General features: G+C 70.7%; 17 protein-coding genes and 2 pseudogenes. 10 read left to right on the top strand and 9 right to left on the bottom strand.

The window, feature by feature from the left end; translation table 11 throughout:
- The first annotated feature begins 78 nt into the window (after positions 1 to 78).
- The 3 genes from ACZ4RZ_RS01540 (at position 79) to ACZ4RZ_RS01530 (ending at position 3,690) form a co-directional block, all read left to right on the top strand.
- Positions 79 to 2,130, top strand: a complete 2,052-nt coding sequence (locus tag ACZ4RZ_RS01540) for a S1C family serine protease (RefSeq protein ID WP_467740939.1) — start codon at positions 79 to 81, stop codon at positions 2,128 to 2,130.
- A 191-nt stretch (positions 2,131 to 2,321) separates the two neighbouring features.
- Positions 2,322 to 2,765 (top strand): sec-independent translocase, encoded by a 444-nt coding sequence (locus ACZ4RZ_RS01535; RefSeq protein ID WP_467740937.1) that lies wholly within the window; start codon positions 2,322 to 2,324, stop codon positions 2,763 to 2,765.
- A 268-nt stretch (positions 2,766 to 3,033) separates the two neighbouring features.
- Positions 3,034 to 3,690: a hypothetical protein gene (locus ACZ4RZ_RS01530; protein WP_467740935.1), complete on the top strand. Its 657-nt coding sequence runs from the start codon at positions 3,034 to 3,036 to the stop codon at positions 3,688 to 3,690.
- Positions 3,691 to 3,834: 144 nt separating this feature from the next.
- Here the strand turns inward: ACZ4RZ_RS01530 and ACZ4RZ_RS01525 are convergent, their stop codons facing one another.
- The 3 genes from ACZ4RZ_RS01525 to ACZ4RZ_RS01515 are packed head-to-tail and all read right to left on the bottom strand — an operon-like array spanning position 3,835 to position 6,856.
- Entirely contained in the window at positions 3,835 to 4,968 is a 1,134-nt protein-coding gene (locus ACZ4RZ_RS01525; protein ID WP_467740933.1) for an Mrp/NBP35 family ATP-binding protein, read from the bottom strand.
- A gap of 42 nt (positions 4,969 to 5,010) precedes the next feature.
- On the bottom strand, positions 5,011 to 5,592 hold the full coding sequence (locus tag ACZ4RZ_RS01520; RefSeq protein ID WP_467740931.1) for a DUF1003 domain-containing protein: 582 nt from the start codon (positions 5,590 to 5,592) through the stop codon (positions 5,011 to 5,013).
- Positions 5,582 to 6,856, bottom strand: coding sequence for a magnesium transporter MgtE N-terminal domain-containing protein (locus tag ACZ4RZ_RS01515; RefSeq protein ID WP_467740929.1), 1,275 nt, complete (start codon positions 6,854 to 6,856; stop codon positions 5,582 to 5,584). The genes ACZ4RZ_RS01520 and ACZ4RZ_RS01515 overlap by 11 nt, the downstream gene beginning before the upstream one ends.
- Positions 6,857 to 7,097: 241 nt before the next feature.
- On the opposite strand from ACZ4RZ_RS01515, the gene ACZ4RZ_RS01510 reads away from it, so the two are divergent.
- Positions 7,098 to 7,856 (top strand): hypothetical protein, encoded by a 759-nt coding sequence (locus tag ACZ4RZ_RS01510; RefSeq protein ID WP_467740927.1) that lies wholly within the window; start codon positions 7,098 to 7,100, stop codon positions 7,854 to 7,856.
- Between the two features lie 94 nt (positions 7,857 to 7,950).
- Here ACZ4RZ_RS01510 and ACZ4RZ_RS01505 read toward each other — a convergent pair whose 3' ends face one another.
- Together ACZ4RZ_RS01505 and ACZ4RZ_RS01500 are read right to left on the bottom strand one after the other, a co-directional pair.
- Positions 7,951 to 8,487 carry a hypothetical protein gene (locus ACZ4RZ_RS01505; protein WP_467740925.1) on the bottom strand — a complete coding sequence of 179 codons (537 nt, stop codon included), beginning with the start codon at positions 8,485 to 8,487 and terminating at the stop codon, positions 7,951 to 7,953.
- Positions 8,488 to 8,512: 25 nt separating this feature from the next.
- Positions 8,513 to 9,625 (bottom strand): magnesium and cobalt transport protein CorA, encoded by a 1,113-nt coding sequence (locus ACZ4RZ_RS01500; RefSeq protein WP_467740923.1) that lies wholly within the window; start codon positions 9,623 to 9,625, stop codon positions 8,513 to 8,515.
- A 565-nt stretch (positions 9,626 to 10,190) separates the two neighbouring features.
- Here ACZ4RZ_RS01500 and ACZ4RZ_RS01495 point away from each other — a divergent pair.
- Both ACZ4RZ_RS01495 and ACZ4RZ_RS01490 read left to right on the top strand, forming a co-directional pair.
- Positions 10,191 to 10,775, top strand: a complete 585-nt coding sequence (locus tag ACZ4RZ_RS01495) for a suppressor of fused domain protein (RefSeq protein WP_467740921.1) — start codon at positions 10,191 to 10,193, stop codon at positions 10,773 to 10,775.
- A gap of 177 nt (positions 10,776 to 10,952) precedes the next feature.
- Positions 10,953 to 11,087: a hypothetical protein gene (locus tag ACZ4RZ_RS01490; protein WP_467740919.1), complete on the top strand. Its 135-nt coding sequence runs from the start codon at positions 10,953 to 10,955 to the stop codon at positions 11,085 to 11,087.
- Here ACZ4RZ_RS01490 and ACZ4RZ_RS01485 read toward each other — a convergent pair.
- Positions 11,080 to 11,304, bottom strand: a pseudogene (locus ACZ4RZ_RS01485) (MFS transporter); the annotation flags it as partial. The gene ACZ4RZ_RS01490 and the pseudogene ACZ4RZ_RS01485 sit on opposite strands and share 8 nt — an antisense overlap.
- Positions 11,305 to 11,487: 183 nt before the next feature.
- On the opposite strand from ACZ4RZ_RS01485, the gene ACZ4RZ_RS01480 reads away from it, so the two are divergent.
- The 3 genes from ACZ4RZ_RS01480 (at position 11,488) to ACZ4RZ_RS01470 (ending at position 13,910) form a co-directional block, all read left to right on the top strand.
- Positions 11,488 to 12,129, top strand: coding sequence for a DUF6758 family protein (locus ACZ4RZ_RS01480; protein WP_467740917.1), 642 nt, complete (start codon positions 11,488 to 11,490; stop codon positions 12,127 to 12,129).
- Between the two features lie 163 nt (positions 12,130 to 12,292).
- Positions 12,293 to 13,150 carry a PHP domain-containing protein gene (locus ACZ4RZ_RS01475; protein ID WP_467741921.1) on the top strand — a complete coding sequence of 286 codons (858 nt, stop codon included), beginning with the start codon at positions 12,293 to 12,295 and terminating at the stop codon, positions 13,148 to 13,150.
- A gap of 154 nt (positions 13,151 to 13,304) precedes the next feature.
- Positions 13,305 to 13,910: a MarC family protein gene (locus ACZ4RZ_RS01470; protein ID WP_467740915.1), complete on the top strand. Its 606-nt coding sequence runs from the start codon at positions 13,305 to 13,307 to the stop codon at positions 13,908 to 13,910.
- A gap of 103 nt (positions 13,911 to 14,013) precedes the next feature.
- On the opposite strand, the gene ACZ4RZ_RS01465 is transcribed toward ACZ4RZ_RS01470, so the two are convergent.
- Entirely contained in the window at positions 14,014 to 14,166 is a 153-nt protein-coding gene (locus tag ACZ4RZ_RS01465; protein ID WP_105968294.1) for a hypothetical protein, read from the bottom strand.
- A 225-nt stretch (positions 14,167 to 14,391) separates the two neighbouring features.
- On the opposite strand from ACZ4RZ_RS01465, the gene ACZ4RZ_RS01460 reads away from it, so the two are divergent.
- Positions 14,392 to 15,288: an NYN domain-containing protein gene (locus ACZ4RZ_RS01460; protein ID WP_467740913.1), complete on the top strand. Its 897-nt coding sequence runs from the start codon at positions 14,392 to 14,394 to the stop codon at positions 15,286 to 15,288.
- Positions 15,289 to 15,326: 38 nt separating this feature from the next.
- Here ACZ4RZ_RS01460 and ACZ4RZ_RS01455 read toward each other — a convergent pair whose 3' ends face one another.
- Positions 15,327 to 16,193 (bottom strand): alpha/beta fold hydrolase, encoded by an 867-nt coding sequence (locus tag ACZ4RZ_RS01455; protein WP_467740911.1) that lies wholly within the window; start codon positions 16,191 to 16,193, stop codon positions 15,327 to 15,329.
- Between the two features lie 260 nt (positions 16,194 to 16,453).
- Positions 16,454 to 16,879: pseudogene (locus tag ACZ4RZ_RS01450) on the bottom strand (DEAD/DEAH box helicase); the annotation flags it as partial.

The raw sequence follows: 16,879 nt of genomic DNA, 5'->3' as shown, positions 1-16,879 counted from the left end.
GGAGGGATCCCGGACGCGGAGTCGACAATCTGCGGTGACCGTCGGCGAGTTGTGCCGCGGGCCAGGTGTGGGGAGAACATGAACGAGGGGAAGCCCACGAAGGCGAAGTGGTGGAGCCGACCCAGGCCGCCGGTCTCTCCGGAGGATGCCGGGGCGGGTTCGTCCGAGGGCGCCGACGGGCCCGCGGGCGTCGCCGGCGTCCGCACGCCCGGCGGCGCGGTCGGCACCGGAGGTGACGTCGAGACGCCTGGCAGTGCCACGGGAGACGACACCGGGGGTGACTTCGAGCTGGCCCGCCCCGCGGCGGCTCCGGCCACGGGCGGGCCCGGAGCCGACGGCGACTTCGAGCTGGAGCGGCCCGTGCCGGTTCAGCGCGCGAGTGCGCAGGGCGGCGACACCGCTCCGGCGGACCGTGTCCCGGCCCCGGGCGACACCGGGGAGGCGCACGTGCCGTCGGTCCCCACGCGGGTCACGGAAGCCCTCGCGCACGTCACGCAGGGCGAGGCGAGCACGCACCCCGGTGCCGCCGCGGAGCGCGCCAAGCCCCTGCACGACCCCGACCCCTACGGCACCCCGCCCTACGGTCAGCCCGGTCCCTGGGCGCCCGCCCCGCCGGTCCAGCACCCCGCGGCCACCCCCGCGCACGGGACGCACATGCCGGCGGGCACACCGGCCCACGGCACACACGTCCCGGCGGGCGCGCCGGCCCAGGGCACACACGTCCCCGCGGCCACCCCCGCGCACGGGACGCACATGCCGGCGAGCGCACCGGCCCTGGGCACACACGTCCCCGCGAGCGCACCGGCCCACGGCACACCCTTCGATGCCCCGCCGAACGGCACCGCGCCCGTTGCCCACGCCCCGGCGGGCGCGCCCCCGGCCGCGTACGCGGGAACCGCCCACGAAGCACCCGTACAAACCCCCCAGCCCCCCACCCCCTGGCAGAACTACGACCCCTGGGCCGCCCCGGGCCCCCTCCAGCAGAACGGCGCGGCCGTGGCGACCGTGACGCAGCGGCGCAAGCGGGCGAAGAAGGTGCTGGTGCTCGGGGCCGTGCTGATCGCGCTGGTCTCCGGGGGCGTCGGCGGTGCCGTAGGGGCGTATCTGGAGCGGAACGGGGGGATGGGGGACGTCGAGCTGCCGCAGGCGGGCAAGGAGGCGCCGGGGCGCGCTCCGGACAGCGTGGCCGGGATCGCCGCCCACGCGCTGCCCAGCGTCGTCACCCTGCATGTGCGCGGCTCCCAGGAGGAAGGCACCGGCACCGGGTTCGTGCTCGACGGCCAGGGCCACATCCTCACCAACAACCACGTGATCGAACCGGCAGGCAGCGGCGGCGAGATATCCGTGACGTTCAGCGGCGGGGAGACCGCCAAGGCCGAGGTCGTCGGACACGACAGCGGGTACGACCTGGCGGTCGTCAAGGTCTCCGGGGTCAGCGGCCTCGACCCCATGCCACTGGGCAACTCCGACAACGTCCAGGTGGGCGACCCGGTCGTCGCCATCGGCGCGCCCTTCGACCTCGCCAACACCGTCACCTCCGGCATCATCAGCGCCAAGGAGCGGCCCATCACCGCGGGCGGGGAGAAGGGCGACGGGAGCGACGTCTCGTACGTCGACGCGTTGCAGACCGACGCGCCCATCAACCCCGGCAACTCCGGTGGCCCCCTGCTCGACTCCAAGGCCCGCGTCATCGGCATCAACAGCGCCATCCGTTCCGCCGACAGCGGCTCCGACCTGGAGAGCGGTCAGGCGGGTTCCATCGGGCTCGGCTTCGCCATCCCGATCAACCAGGGCAAGCGCGTGGCCGAGGAGCTCATCAACACGGGCAAGGCCACCCACCCCGTGATCGGCGTCACGCTCGACATGAACTACACGGGCGACGGCGCCCGCGTCGGCACGAAGGGCAACGGCGGCGGCCCGCCCGTCACCGCGGGCGGTCCCGGCGCCGAGGCGGGCATCAAGGCGGGCGACGTCATCACCGAGGTCGACGGCCAGCGCGTCCACTCCGGCGAGGAACTCATCGTGAAGACCCGTGCGCACCGCCCGGGCGACCGGCTCCGGCTGACCCTGCGGCGGGGCGACACGCAGAAGAAGGTCACACTGGTCCTCGGTTCCGCCGACGGTGACTGACATGAAGTTCACAGCTGGGCGCATCGCCGCAGCTCCGAACGGCAAACAACGCGGAAAACCCGTCGTGTACATGAACCCGGAAGCCCCGGGACAGTTCCGGACGGACAGGATCGCCGGGTACCGTGGACACGGCCCGGACCACGGAAGACCCGCCGAGGGCCGAGGACCGAGGACATCGCAAGGAGCTTCAGGTGTTCAATGACATAGGACCGCTCGAGCTGGTGACGCTCGTCGTCCTCGCCGTGCTCGTCTTCGGCCCGGAGAAGCTCCCGAAGATGATCCAGGACGTCACGCGCACCATTCGCAAGATCCGCGAGTTCTCGGAGAGCGCCAAGGCGGACATCCGTGAGGAACTCGGCCCGGAGTTCAAGGACTTCGAGTTCGAGGACCTCAACCCCAAGACGTTCATCCGCAAGCAGCTGGACAACGACGAGCTGGGGCTCAAGGAAATCCGCAACGGCTTCGACCTGAAGAAGGAGATGGCCGAGGTCACGGACGCGGTCCACGGCCGCGAAGCCGACACCTCCTCGGCCTCGTCTTCGTCCGGTTCGACCGGTGGCTCCGTCGACATGACGAAGAAGCGCGAGAAGCTCGACCCGGACGAGCGTCCGCCGTACGACGCGGACGCCACCTGAGTCGTACGTCCCACTCGGCGGAGGCCGACTGGGCCGTACGCCCCCTGGCCGTGGCGGACGTCACCTGATCCACACGGCCGCCCGCGTACCCGCACATCAGAGCGACGCCTCGCAGCCTGAACCGGCGCGTTCGCGACCCACGCGCCGGGCGGTTTCCCTGCTGATAGGAGCGGTGTGGCTATGCTGCCCAGTTGTTGTGCGGACCGATAAGGACGCCCGAGGGGGGCGGGCCGCCCGGTCCGACGAGAGCAAGGAGGCGTCCGGGCAGATGGAGACGACAAGTCGGGTAGGCGCGAAGGCGCCGGCCGCGGAGGGCGGCCAACAGGTCCCCTCCGCCCGGCGTACGGTCGACGGCTACCTGCTGGCGCCCTTCCCGTGGTACGGCCTCGATGAGGCCTTCACGGGGCCGCGCTGGCTGATGCAGGTGGGTACCTCGGCGGACGGCGCCGTCGACCACGGATCGATCGGGCACGGCGACGAGCCCACGGTGCGCGCCGAGTCGACCGAGGACAAGGAGCGCTTCGCGGTGGTGGTCACCGTGGCGGCCAGCCCCGTACGCCGCAGCGCGGACGGTACGGGCTTGTTGGAGGCCACCTCGGTGTCCTCCGCGGCCTGGCTGGCCGGTGTGGGTCTGCTGTCCTTCACCTGGCCCGGGCAGATGGACCACACCCTGCGGGACGACTGGCTGGACCAGCAGACCGAGACTGCGTGGGTCCTCGCGGACGACCTCGACGGGCCGGACTGGTCCTCGCTGTCGCTCCCCGTGGACGGTGTCCCGACGTCCTTCCACTACCGCGAGTCCGAGTTCGGGTGGGTGCTGGCGGGGTCCACTCAGGAGGGTGTGCATGTGGGGGCGTACGGACGGGGGATGAGTGCGTATGGGCTGGGGTTCGCCATGATCAAGGACATCGGCGCGTACGCCTAGCCGGCGGGGTTACGGGGAAGGGGGCGCCGTCCTGATGGACGGCGCCCCCTTCCCCGTATGGAATTGGATTACTGCGGATCGTTCGCCAACTGCGGGTCCGTCGTGGTTGGTCGCGCAGTTCCCCGCGCCCCTTACGGGGCGCTCCTAGAACTTGTTCCTCGGGGTGATGCCCAGCGACATCCCGGACAGGCCCCGCTGGCGGCCGCCCAGCTTGCCCGCGATCGCGCGCAGGGCGGAGCCGGCCGGAGAGTCGGGGTCCGTGAGGACCACCGGCTTGCCCTCGTCGCCACCCTCGCGGAGGCGGACGTCGATGGGGATGGAGCCAAGGACCGGGACGGTCGCGCCGGTGGTGCGGGTCAGGCCGTCGGCGACGGACTGGCCGCCGCCCGTGCCGAAGACGTCGACCATCTCGCCGCAGTGCGGGCAGGGCAGGCCCGACATGTTCTCGACCACGCCGACGATCTTCTGGTGGGTCTGCACGGCGATGGAGCCGGCCCGCTCGGCGACCTCGGCGGCCGCCTGCTGCGGGGTGGTGACGACCAGGATCTCCGCGTTCGGGACCAGCTGGGCCACCGAGATCGCGATGTCGCCCGTGCCGGGCGGGAGGTCGAGGAGCAGGACGTCCAGGTCGCCCCAGAAGACGTCCGCCAGGAACTGCTGGAGGGCGCGGTGCAGCATCGGGCCGCGCCAGACGACCGGCGCGTTGCCCGGGGTGAACATGCCGATCGAGATGACCTTCACGCCGTTCGCCGACGGCGGCATGATCATGTTCTCGACCTGGGTCGGACGGCCGTCAGCGCCGAGCATCCGGGGCACCGAGTGGCCGTAGATGTCGGCGTCGACGACACCGACCTTGAGGCCGTCGGCCGCCATCGCCGCCGCCAGGTTCACCGTCACCGAGGACTTGCCGACGCCGCCCTTGCCGGAGGCGACCGCGTAGACACGGGTCAGCGAGCCGGGCTTGGCGAAGGGGACCTCGCGCTCGGCCTGCCCGCCGCGCAGCGCGGAGGTCAGCTCGCGGCGCTGCTCGTCGCTCATCACCTCGAGAGTCACGCCGACACGGGTGACGCCCTCGACCGCCGAGACCGCCTCCGTCACGTTCTTCGTGATGGTCTCGCGCATCGGGCAGCCGGAGACGGTCAGATAGACGGTGACCGCGACCGCACCATCCGCACCGATCTCCACTGATTTGACCATCCCCAGCTCGGTGATGGGTCGCTGGATCTCGGGGTCGTTCACCGTCGCCAGTGCTTCGCGCACCGCGTCTTCCGTAGCCATAACCAGATGGTACGGCGACGGGCCCAGGGCCCCGAAGCCCCGTCACCGGTCGTCTACGTCACGTCCGCGCGACCGTTCCGTCGGGAATACGACGTGGCCGTCGCCCGGGTGCTCCTCCAGCTCCTTGATCAGGTCCTGGAATTCGGTGCGGATCCAGTCGCGGGTGGCGACCTCGCCGAGGCCCACGCGCAGCGCGGCGATCTCGCGGGTGAGGTACTCGGTGTCCGCGATGGACCGCTCGTTCTGCTTGCGGTCCTGTTCGAGGTTGACCCGGTCGCGGTCGGCCTGGCGGTTCTGCGCGAGCAGGATCAGCGGGGCGGCGTACGAGGCCTGCAGAGACAGCATCAGCGTCAGGAAGATGAACGGGTAGTTGTCGAAGCGCAGATCGTGGGGCGCGGAGACGTTCCACACCACCCACAGGATGATGACGACGGTCATCCAGACGATGAACCGTCCGGTGCCGAGGAAGCGGGCGATGCGCTCCGAGAGCCGTCCGAAGGCCTCCGGGTCCCACTCGGGCACCAGTCTGCGCCGCGGCGGCTTCGGCTGGTCGAGCCGGGTACGCGGCCGAGTGGCGGCGGTCGCCCCGGCGGGGGTGCGTTCGCGGGGTCGCTCAGGTGGCATGGGGCTCCTCCTCCACGAGGTGGAACTCCGTCTCGCGCCAGTCCTCGGGCAGCATGTGGTCCAGTACGTCGTCCACGGTCACCGCGCCCAGCAGTGAGCCGCTCTCGTCGACAACGGGCGCCGCGACCATGTCGTACGTCGCGAAGAAGCCGGCGACGACGGGCAGCGAGGCGTCCGGCGCGAGCGGCTGCAGATCGTCGTCGAGGAGCGCGCCGACCAGCGTGAACGGCGGGTCGCGCAGCAGCCGCTGGAAGTGGACCGTGCCGAGGTACTTTCCGGTCGGCGTCTCGTCCGGTGGGCGGCACACGTACACCTGGGCGGCGAGCGCGGGGGAGAGGTCGGGGTTGCGGACCCGGGCGAGCGCGTCGGCGACCGTCGCGTCGGGCCGCAGCACGATCGGCTCGGTCGTCATGAGCCCGCCGGCGGTCTTCTCCTCGTACGCCATCAGCCGCCGCACGTCGGCCGCCTCGTCCGGCTGCATCAGCTTCAGCAGCCGCTCCACGTCCTCGGTGGGCAGTTCGGCGAGCAGGTCGGCCGCGTCGTCCGGGTCCATCGCCTCCAGGACGTCGGCGGCGCGCTCCTCCTTGAGCTTGCTGAGGATCTCGATCTGATCGTCCTCCGGGAGTTCTTCGAGGACGTCGGCGAGCCGGTCGTCGTCCAGTGCGGCGGCCACCTCCCCGCGCCGCTTGGGGGACAGGTGGTGCAGGACGTTGGCGAGGTCGGCCGGGCGCAGCTGCTCGAAGGTGGCGAGCAGGCTCTCGGCGCCCTGTCCGTGCTCCTCCAGCGAGAACCCGGTGACGGCGGACCACTCGACGGTCAGCGTCTCGCCCTTGGTGCGCCGGAAGGCCCCGCTGCGCCCCTTGCGGACGAAGACCCGGTCGATCTCCCAGTCCCTGCGGGCGGGCAGCTTGTCGATCGACACGTCGAGCACGGTCACTTCCTCGTCGGTCTCGACGAGGCGTACCACCCGGTCGAGCAGCTCGCCGAAGACGAGCCGTTCGGTGGGCCGCTGTTCGAAGCGCCGCACGTTGAGGACGCCGGTGGTGATGACCTCGCCGGACTCGATGCCGATGACCCGGGTCATCGGCAGGAAGATGCGCCGCCGCGTGGACAGTTCGACGACGAGGCCGAGCAGCCGGGGCGGCCGCCGTCCGACGCGGAGCATGGCGACGAGGTCCCGCACCCGGCCCACTTGGTCGCCGTTCGGGTCGAAGACGGCGACACCGGCGAGGTGCGAGACGAAGATCCGGGCGCCTGCGGCCATGCCCGCGCCTCCTTCCCCTCGTACGCGCTCTTGCGGGCGTTCTCCTGTACGACTCTCCGTGCGCACGCGACGTACGCGCGGTCTGTCCCGCTCTGTCCGCTCGGGTGGGCTTCAGGCTAGCCCGTCCCGGTCGGATACGCCCTGGTGAGCGGTCCGGACGGACTGCCTCCGCCGAGCGCCGGCGGCACCGGTACGCTGCCGTACGCCGCCAAGGACCCCCGCACGAAAGGCAGCCCCACCTGTGACTGCAATTCCCCAGGGCCGAACCCGCCGGGCCGCACTGGTGAGCGCGATGTGCGCACTGGTCGTGACGGGGACGGGACTGACGGGGTGCAGTAGTGAGGACCCGGACGCGGGCACCAACGGAGTGGGCAAGCTGCCCGCCGCCACGATCCAGGCGAAGACGAAGAAGGCGGCCGAGGCGGCTGCCACCGTACGGCTCTCCGGAACCGTCGTCAGCAACGGGACGACGTACACCCTCGACATGCGCCTCAAGGCCGACGGCGGCACCGGCTCCGTCACCTCGAAGGGGGCGAGCTTCCGGCTGCTGCGGGTCGGCGAGCACCTCTTCCTCAAGGCCGACGCGGAGTTCTGGACCCACCAGGACGGCAAGAGCGACAGCACCTCCGCCGACACCGCCGCGGCCAAGAAGCTGGAGGGCATGTACGTGAAGGTGCCCACCGGCGACCCCGCCTACAAGCGGTTCAGCGGCTTCACCGACAAGGACGTCCTCCTCGACGGTCTGCTCACCCTGCACGGCGCGCTCGCCACGGACGGCCACCACGCGCAGTCCGGCGTCCGCACCATCCGCATCACCGGCGACAAGGGCTCCGGAGGCTCCCTCGACGTCTCCCTGAAGGGAACCCCGTACCCCCTGCTGCTGGTCCGCGCGGGCAACGCGGGCACCCTTCGTCTCACCGACTGGGGCAAGGACTTCGCCCTGGAAGAGCCCTCGAAGAAGGAGACGGTGGACTACGGGCAGCAGCTGCCCACGTCGTAGTCCGCGGCCCCTGGGGCCCGTCTTCAGGATCACGCCCGGGCCGCGGGGTCGTGAGGGACCGTAGCCCGAAGCCGGCGTGATCCGAAAGGCAGACCTAGCGGCGCTTGCGCTTCTTGAGGAGGAGTCGGGGGAGGCCCGCCGGGATCGGCCGGCGAGTGGTCGCCGGGGTCGGCAGCGGCCGCTCGGCGAGTGAGCCGTCCGGCAGCTCGGCCGTGCCGCCCGTGGGCTCCAGGCGCAGCACCCGGCACTCGCGGGCCCAGCGCTCCGGCATGGCCTCACCGTCGGGGGCGTTCAGGCGCTTGCCCTTGAGCTCGGCGACGGCGGCCTCCCACTCCGGGGAGGCGGGTGTCAGCTCCACGACCTTCGCGGACCAGGAGACGAGGCGTCCGCCCTTGTCCTTGCTGCGTACGGTGACGACCGCGTCGCCCCCGTCGACCAGGCCCGGCAGCGGCTGCTCGCCGGGCCCGTCGCCGACCAGACAGGCCGCGCCGTCGTGCCACACGTGCCACAGGGCGCGGCTGGGCGCCTCGTGGCCCTGCGGCGTCGGTACGCCGCCGCCCCGCACCCAGATCAGCCCGGACTTCTTGGTGGCCTCCTCGACGAGGGCCTGGTCGAGCAGCTCTTCCGTCATGGGGCCAAGACTATCCAGCGCGCTCTCACAGCCAGCCGTTGCGCTTGAGGATGCGGTGGATCGAGAGGCAGATGCCGACCGTGACGCCGAGCGTCAGCGGGTAGCCGTACTTCCAGTGCAGCTCGGGCATGTGGTCGAAGTTCATGCCGTACACGCCACAGACCATCGTCGGTACGGCGATGATCGCGGCCCAGGACGTGATCTTGCGCATGTCCTCGTTCTGCGCGACGGAGGCCTGGGCGAGGTTGGCCTGGAGGATCGAGTTGAGCAGTTCGTCGAAGCCGAGGACCTGCTCCTGCACCCGGGCGAGGTGGTCGGCGACATCGCGGAAGTACTTCTGGATGTCGGGGTCGACCAGCCGCATCGGCCGCTCGCTCAGCAGCTGCATGGGGCGCAGCAGCGGCGACACCGCCCGCTTGAACTCAAGGACCTCGCGCTTGAGCTGGTAGATCTGCCCGGCGTCCGTGCCGCGCGGCGTGCCCTTGCGGCCCGGCGAGAACACCTGGGTCTCGACCTCGTCGATGTCGTCCTGCACGGCGTCCGCGACGGCGATGTACCCGTCGACGACGTGGTCGGCGATCGCGTGCAGCACGGCGGAGGGGCCCTTGGCGAGCAGCTCGGGGTCGTCCTGCAGCCGGTGCCGCAGCGCCCGCAGCGAGCCCTGCCCGCCGTGCCGGACGGTGATGAAGAAGTCCCGTCCGGTGAAGCACATGACCTCGCCGGTCTCCACGATCTCGCTGGTGGCGGTCAGTTGGTCGTGCTCGACGTAGTGGATGGTCTTGAAGACGGTGAACAGGGAGTCGTCGTAGCGCTCCAGCTTGGGCCGCTGGTGCGCCTGGACGGCGTCCTCGACGGCCAGCGGGTGCAGCCCGAACTCCCGGGCGATACCCGCGAATTCGGCCTCCGTCGGCTCGTGCAGACCGATCCACACGAAGCCGCCGTCGCGGTGCACCTGGCGCATCGCCTCGTGCGGTGTCAGTGGCTCGCGGCTCTCGACGCGGGCGCCGTCGCGGTAGACGGCGCAGTCGACCACCGCGGACGGGGTGGCGGGGTCACGGGTGGTGTCGTACGAGCCACTCTCCTTGCGCAGCGAGGGACGGGGGCGGACCGCGGCACGCAGGTCACGGATCATCGACATGGCAGGCTCCTTTTCGGAACGGAGGCCGCCGACGACGGTTGGAACTACCCGGAATGGGGACGTCCTGACTGCGGATGTTTGGCACGTCCACAAAGCGGGGAGCACCGCACCGTCGCGGTGGCAGCTTCGCTACTGATTCAGATCAGACAGATCAGGCGGAAACGAAGCGCTCTTCCGTGGTGCACCGGACAACGCTGACACGTATGCACACGTTTGCAGGAGGCGGCAGCCAGCAGAGCTGGGGAAACCAGCGGAACCAGCTACGGAACTCAGCGACCGGAAGAGCGGGTGGTACTGCACGGTCGACTTCGGTCCATTGCAGCCCCACCTCCTCCGGTCGGTCCCCCGTGAGGGACGATCCATCCCCCGAAGGGGAGTCTGTCTCCCGCCGTGGGGAGCCAGATCAGTCTCAGTGCGTCGGAGCTCGAGAGCGACGCTTCTGCGTGCTGCCCCGACCAGCGGCCAAGACTATCAGCGCACTGAAGCGTCAACGCGCCGCTTTGCCCGTTGTTGACCGCGGGGTCCGGTGTGCTGACGCGGAATTGACGCGGCCTATGCTCGGCGCATGGCTGATGTTCTTCCTCTGGTCGAGGCCCGTTTGCGCTCTGCGCTGGGCGAACCCGACGCGCGGGCCGCGGTCACCTTCCTCGGCACCGACCGCGTCGAAGTGCTGCGCTTCACGGAGGGCGACATCGTCCGCTACGCGACGCTGGGCATGTCCGCCCAGCCGATGGCGGACCCCACGGCGGTCCTCGCCGACCCGGTGAAGGGCCCCCGCGCCGAACTGATCCTCTCGGTGCGCGCGGGCGGCGCCGACACCGACAAGGTGCTCCGCCCGCTCGCCGTGCTCGCCGCGTCCCCTCAGGTCGAGGGGGTGGTGGTGGCTCCGGGCGCCTCGCTCGACGTGGGCGAACCCCTGTGGCCCGGAGCGCCGTTCAGCTCCGTCCTGGTCGCGGAGTCCGGCGGCCTGGTCGAGGACCTGGAGCTGGACACGCCCGCCGACCCCGTGCGTTTCCTGCCGCTGCTTCCGATGACGCCGAACGAGGCCGCGTGGAAGCGTGTGCACGGCGCGGGCGCCCTCCAGGAGCGCTGGCTGAACGGTGGAACGGACCTGCGCGATCCGCTGCGCAAGTCCGTTCCGCTGGACTGAGCGGCCCCGGGCGCGGAGTGGGGCATCTCACTCCCTGCGCCCCGGTCAGAGACCGGCCGGAGTCCGTCAGTTGGCGAAGACGGTGACACTGTCCTCGGTCGCGTGCCGCGGCTCCAGCTCCTCGGCCATGGGGGTCCCCCGCTCGAGCGAAGCCGAGAGTGGGGGAGGGTGAGCGCGTTGCGGCGTAGGAGGACGACGGCGGCGCCGACCACCGCGGTGACCGCCGCGACGACGAAGGGGATGTGGATGTCGCTCCACTCCTCGATCTTCGGCGCGAAGTACGGCGCGGCGGCCGCCGCGAACCAGAGGTGATCAGGAAGTACGCGGTGAACAGCAGCGACACCTGGCTGGGCGTGGCGTCCAGGCCCTTGGTGATGGACGGCAGGATCGGGTCGACGAGCCCGATGCCCATGAAGGCGACGACGGATGCCCCCGCGGTCGCCCAGACGGCCTTCGGCTGACGCAGGATGCCGCCCGCACCCGCGTCGAATGTGTCGCCCTCCGCGGGGCCTCCGGTGCTGCTGGTCATGCTCGCTCCTTCACTGCGACTGCTGTGTGCGACCGAGATCGTTGTCGTATGCACATAATAAGTTAGCTGTGCTAATTAATGTAATCTACATCTACTTTTTGGGTGTGATCCGACATGACAGGCACACGCCGGACGGGTGATCGTCCTTGACGCGGCGCAGGGCGGGGAGGACCGTTGGGCCCTATGAGGGGCGAACCCAGTTGCCCGAAGTGTGGTGGCCGGGTCAGGGCTCCCGGCCTCTTTGCCGACTCCTGGCAGTGCGATGTGCACGGCAACGTGCATCCGCTGCAGCCCGTGATCCCGCCCAGCGTCGAGGCCCTCGGCGTGGTCGTGCACCACGCGCGGGTACCGGTGTGGATGCCATGGCCGCTGCCGGTCGGCTGGCTGTTCACCGGCGCGACGTTCGCCGGTGACGACCGCAGCGGCGGGCGTGCGACCGCCGTCGCCTGCTCGGGTCCCGGGCCGCTCGGCGGCGTAGGGGAGCTGATCCTCGTCGCCGAGGAACTCGGCGTCGGTCTCGGTGCGCGGTACGCGGGCATCGACGGGCCCGACCCCGGCCCGTACATGAGCGTCGAGAAGCCGCCCCAGGCGAAGGTCCTCGCGGCCGGGCGTCCGACCCCGCTCTGGCATGTCTCCGGCGCCCCCGACGACCGCGCTGTCTTCGCGGGCGAGGCGCTCGGGCTGTGGCTGTGGGCAGTGGTCTGGCCCGAGCAGTCGGGTCTGCTGATGTACGACGAGCTGGTGCTGACGGATCTGCGGGACGCGGGGGCGGAGATGGATCTGCTGCCGTGCGGAGCGTTGTCGCCGCGGATCCTGGAGTCGTAGGTAGGCGTGTGAGGTCGGGCGCCTGGGCCCGCACAGGAACGCGGAGGCCCCTCACAGGAATCTCGTAGGGGGCGCTCCGCAGGAGAGGGTGTGACAGGGGACCCTCGGATTCCCGTTATCCTTGAGCGTCCCCACCCGTCCGGTCACCGCCTGGAGTCATGTCGTGCGCATCGATCTGCACACCCACTCCACGGCTTCCGACGGTACGGACACCCCGGCCGAGCTGGTGCGGAACGCGGCCGCCGCGGGTCTGGACGTCGTCGCGCTGACCGACCACGACACCACCCGCGGGTACGCCGAGGCGATCGCGGCGCTGCCCGAGGGGCTCACCCTGGTCACCGGCGCCGAGCTCTCCTGCCGCATCGAAGGCATCAGCATGCACATGCTGGCCTACCTGTTCGACCCCGAGGAGCCCGCGCTGCTCGCCGAGCGCGAGCTGGTGCGGGACGACCGAGTGCCGCGCGCCCACGGCATGATCGCCAAGCTCCAGGACCTCGGCGTGCCGATCACCTGGGAGCAGGTGGCGCGCATCGCGGGCGACGGCTCCGTGGGGCGGCCGCACGTCGCGTCCGCGCTGGTCGAACTGGGTGTCGTGGACAGCGTCTCTGACGCCTTCACCGAGGAGTGGCTGGCCGACGGCGGCCGCGCCTATGTCCCCAAGCACGAGACCGACCCGTTCGAGGCGATCCGGCTGATCAAGGGCGCGGGCGGCGTCGCCGTCTTCGCGCACCCGGCCGCAGCCAAGCGGGGCCGGACCGTGCCGGAGTCCGCGATGGCGGAACTCACCACCGCGGGGCTCGACGGCATCGAGGTCGACCACATGGACCACGAGCCGGAGACGCGGGCGCGGTTGCGCGGGCTCGCGGCCGAGCTGGGGCTGCTCACCACGGGGTCGTCGGACTATCACGGCAGCCGGAAGACGTGCGTGCTCGGGGAGTTCACGACCGATCCCGAGGTGTACGGGGAGATCATTCGGCGGGCTACCGGGGCGTTTCCGGTGCCGGGTACCGGCGGGGCCTGAGGCGCACGCTTCCCACCGCTGACTCTGTTCTCAGGCACCCGGCGCTGCCGGCTGTGCCCACCTGTTCCGCCCCGCGGAGCGACCGCCCACAGCGGTAGCGGCATCCACTGCCCCGCTGCCGTCCTGCATTCATCACCCCAGCAAGGCCTCACCTGTGTTCGACGTCGCCGTCTTCGGCTCCCTCTTCCTCACCCTTTTTGTGATCATGGATCCCCCCGGGATCACCCCGATCTTCCTCGCGCTGACCGCCGGGCGCCCCGCCAAGGTGCAGAAGCGGATGGCCTTCCAGGCCGTCTGTGTGGCGGGCGGCGTGATCGCGGTGTTCGGGCTGCTCGGGCACCAGATCCTGGACTACCTGCACGTCTCCGTGCCCGCGCTGATGATCGCGGGCGGGCTGCTGCTCCTGCTGATCGCCCTTGACCTGCTGACCGGCAAGACGGACGAGCCCAAGCAGACCAAGGACGTGAACGTCGCCCTCGTGCCGCTGGGCATGCCGCTGCTCGCCGGCCCAGGTGCGATCGTCTCCGTGATCCTGGCGGTGCGGAAGGCCGACACCGTCGCCACGCAGGTGTCGGTGTGGACCGCGATCCTCGCCATCCACGTGGTGCTGTGGCTGGTCATGCGCTACTCACTGGTGATCATCCGCGTCATCAAGGACGGCGGTGTCGTGCTGGTGACCCGGCTCGCGGGCATGATGCTCTCCGCGATCGCGGTGCAGCAGATCATCAATGGCGTCATGCAGGTGATTCGGACCGCCTGAGCCGAACGGCCCCACGCACACGCAGAGCCCCGCACGGCAACCGTTGCCGTGCGGGGCTCTGAAGTCTGAAAGACGCGTCAGTCCGAAAAATGCGTCCGCGCTGTTACGAGGCGGACGAGTCGGCCGGGCGGATCCACAGTCGCTGCCCGATGGCGGCGGCTTGCTGAACGATCCGGTTGACGGAGGCGGCGTCTACAACGGTGCTGTCCACGGGCGTGCCGTCGACATCGTCGAGTCGCATGATTTCGAAGCGCATGGGCTTCTCCCTTCGTCTGGTCATCCTCCTGCGGAGAACTACTCGTGGTGGCGTGCGAGGCGTCGGTGCCCCCGCTTCCGTACGTAGTCAACGGGGTGCGTGTTACAAACATTCCCTACGCTAAGGAAATTTTTCGAGAACCTAATTACCGACTGGTAAGCGGTGTGGCGGAGACTGAACGGGGCCAGTTGTGTTCGCAGCGTGACCGCCGGGACAATGGAGGCGATGAACGACGACCTCGCGGCGCTCGGCGCCCGCATCGACCGCACGAACGAGCTGCTGCAGCGCATGCTCGCCGAGGTGGCGAAGACGCCCTCGACCCACGCGATCTTCGTCGACGCCGGATATCTGTACGCGGCCGCGGGGCGGCTCGTCGCCGGGACGGAGGACCGCCGTTCCTTCGACCTGGACACCGAAGGCCTCATCGAGGCGCTCATCGACCGGGCCCGCACGATCTTCGCGGACAGCAGGCTGTTGCGCGTCTACTGGTACGACGGCGCCCGCCGCCGCATCCACACTTCGGAACAGCAGGCGATCGCCGAACTCCCGGACGTGAAGGTGCGGTTGGGCAACCTCAACGCCAACAACCAGCAAAAAGGCGTCGATTCACTCATCAGGTCCGACCTGGAGTCCCTCGCCCGGCACCGCGCCATCAGCGACGCCGCGCTGCTCGGCGGAGACGAGGACCTGGTCTCGGCGGTCGAGGCGGCGCAGGGGTACGGGGCCCGGGTCCACCTGTGGGGGATCGAGGCGCCCGAGGGCCGCAACCAGGCCGAGCCGCTGCTCTGGGAGGTCGACAGCCAGCGGACCTTCGACCTCGACTTCTTCAAGCCGTATGTGTCACGGCGGACCGCCCTCTCGTACGACGCGACGGTTGCGAGCCGTCCCACGCGCGACGACGTGCGCTTCGTGGGCGCGCAGGTCGCCGCGAAGTGGCTCGCCGCGCGGGGGCGGGAGTCACTGGCGGAACTGCTGCCCGGGCACCCGTACCTCCCCGGCTCGGTCGACCAGGATCTGCTGGTCGAGGCCGAGGGGCTGCTCCAGTACTCCCTGCGCGGACAGGCGGACTTGCGTCGCGCGCTCCGGGACGGCTTCTGGGAGCACTTGCAGGCGCAGTACTAGTAACTGGTGGCCATCGCGGCGCTCTTGACCGCTGCTCGTTACTGGTTCTCGTTCCAGAACTCGATCAGGGCGCGCGCCGTCTCCGGCGGGTTGTCCGTGTTGGGGGAGTGCTCCGCTCCCGGTACGACCGTGCGCTTGGCCTGGAGCCGTACGGCCATCTCGTCCAGCAGGGTGATCGGCCAGGTGTCGTCGAGCGCGCCGGAGAGCACGTGTTTCGGCAGGGGGACGGCGGCCAGTTCGGCGACTCGATCGGGTTCGGTGCACAGCTGGCGGCCCGTGGCGATGAGCTGGGCGGGGCTGTTGGCCAGCCAGCGGCGCCGCAGGTCGGTGAGGTCGTCGAGCCCCGGGTCGAGCCCGCCGGCGTCGGTCTCCTCGGGCGGTTCCATCGACCGCATCGCCTCCCACACCTCGGCCATGCTCATCACGGCGAGCGCGTCGCGCAGCAGCTTGACGCGCTGCTGCTGGGAGATGGAGATCTGGGCGGGGCCCGAGGCCATGAGCGTCAGCGAGAGGAAGGGGGAGGAGTCCAGGAGCACCGCGGCGCGGGAGATCTGGCCGCCGAGGGAATGCCCCACGAGGTGCACGGGAGTACCGAGGGCGGCGGCCTGCGCCAGCACGTCCTGCGCCAACTCGCTCTGCGCGTACGCCGATTCGTCGTCCTTGGGGCCTTCGGTCTCGAACTGCCCGCGCCCGTCCACGGCGACCGTCCGATACCCCTCGCGCGCCAACGGCTCGTGCAGCGCGATGAAGTCCTCCTTGCTCCCGGTGAATCCCGGCAGCAGGAGGGCGGTTCCCTTTGGGTGCCCCTGCGATGCGGCGTCGAGCACGGCGAACTCACCGCGGGCGGTGGGGAGCCGGTAGGCACGGACTCCGGCGGGCGGGATGAAGCTGGGCGGCCTGCTCATGCCCCCGAGGCTATCGGGCGGAGTTGACGAGCGCTCTGTGGGTGGGCACCGGGGGTGGTTTTCCGCCCCAGCCGCCCTTACCTGTGGGGGCTTGACGCGCAGTTCCCCGCGCCCCTTTTTAGGGGCGCGGGGAACTGCGCAGTCTTCTGGCGGGGTCTGGGGGCGCAGCCCCCAGGGACGGGACGGGCAGGGGCGGAGGGGGCGAAAACACCGATGGCCCGGCCCCACCGAAAGGCGGGACCGGGCCATCGGACAGGGGATCAGCTCTCCGCGGACTCCGCGGCAGCCGCGGCCTTGCGGGTGCTACGACGCACGGGCTTGGCCTCGGTGTCCTCGGCAGCCGCCTGAGCGGGGATCTCGGCGTCGACGGCCTTGCGGGTCCGGCGACGCACGGGCTTGGCGTCGGCGGCCTCGGCGGTGTCCACGGCAGCGGCGGCCTTGGCGCGCGTACGGCGCGGCTTGGCCTCGGCCTCGGCCGCGACCTCGGCCCCGTCGACCGCGGCCTTGCGCGTACGACGCGCCTTGACCGGAGCCTCGGCAACGCCCTCAGCGGTCTCGACGGCAGCCTCCGCGGCCTTGCGGGTCCGGCGACGCACGGGCTTGGCCTCGGTGTCCTCGGCAGCCGCCTGAGCGGGGATCTCGGCGTCGACGGCCTTGCGGGTCCGGCGACGCACGGGCTTGGCGTC

The organism is Streptomyces sp. NPDC027189 (assembly GCF_055566975.1).
The sequence above is the reverse complement of the archived record's forward strand: the minus strand, read 5'-3'. Positions and strand labels throughout refer to the sequence as shown.